The sequence below is a fragment of the Atopobium deltae genome, assembly GCF_001552785.1.
GTDB lineage: Bacteria > Actinomycetota > Coriobacteriia > Coriobacteriales > Atopobiaceae > Atopobium > Atopobium deltae.
The window spans coordinates 1-630 of sequence record NZ_KQ959510.1; the positions used below are offsets into that span (position 1 = coordinate 1).

Annotated in this window: 1 protein-coding gene; it reads right to left on the reverse strand. The window is 41.4% G+C overall.

The genetic code is table 11. The features are described from left to right. Positions 1–67: 67 nt before the first annotated feature. Positions 68–610, reverse strand: coding sequence for a hypothetical protein (locus HMPREF3192_RS05160; RefSeq protein ID WP_156422877.1), 543 nt, complete (start codon positions 608–610; stop codon positions 68–70). Between the last annotated feature and the right edge of the window lie 20 nt (positions 611–630).

Sequence of the window (630 nt, forward strand, 5' to 3'; positions counted from 1 at the left end):
AAAAAGGCTGCTGCCACGCAACTTGAAACAAAAGCATACAAAAGATATGTATGTTGCTTACTATTCATTATCGAGCACCCAGTTCAGCATCGAGTTTGATAGTGGGGGTTTCACGTTGCATTGAAGCTTCTGCTTTAAGTGATGCTTCAGCAGCAGCAATATCTTCATCAAGGGTGGCACGCTCTTGTGTATCGGCAGTAATGAATGCTTGAATGTCTTCTTTAGTGAGATCACGATCTTCTTCAAGCTCAAACTTAGAAAGAAACTTATTAATTGCTTCTAGGTTTTTATCTTTGTCACGCAGCATAAAGTTAATAAGGATTTCGTCATCATTAGTAGTGATGGAAGTATCAATACCTTGATCTGCTAAGTATGAGTGAAACGCAGCAGCAGCTTCATTATCACGAGTACTAAGCGAGTATGCCACCTGATATGGATCTGGCAAAGACGGGGCAAGCTTGAGATCTTGGGATGGAGAGTCTTGCGTTTGCTTAAAAGACTCATAAGCGTGCCTTGATTTTTTAATTGCATACATAGCAGCCTTTTCTAGCAGTCGATCTTTCCAGTGGCGCTGGGAGTCTGCGGTTGCTTGCGCCAAATCAAAAGACATAACAATCATTCCTTTCTAGA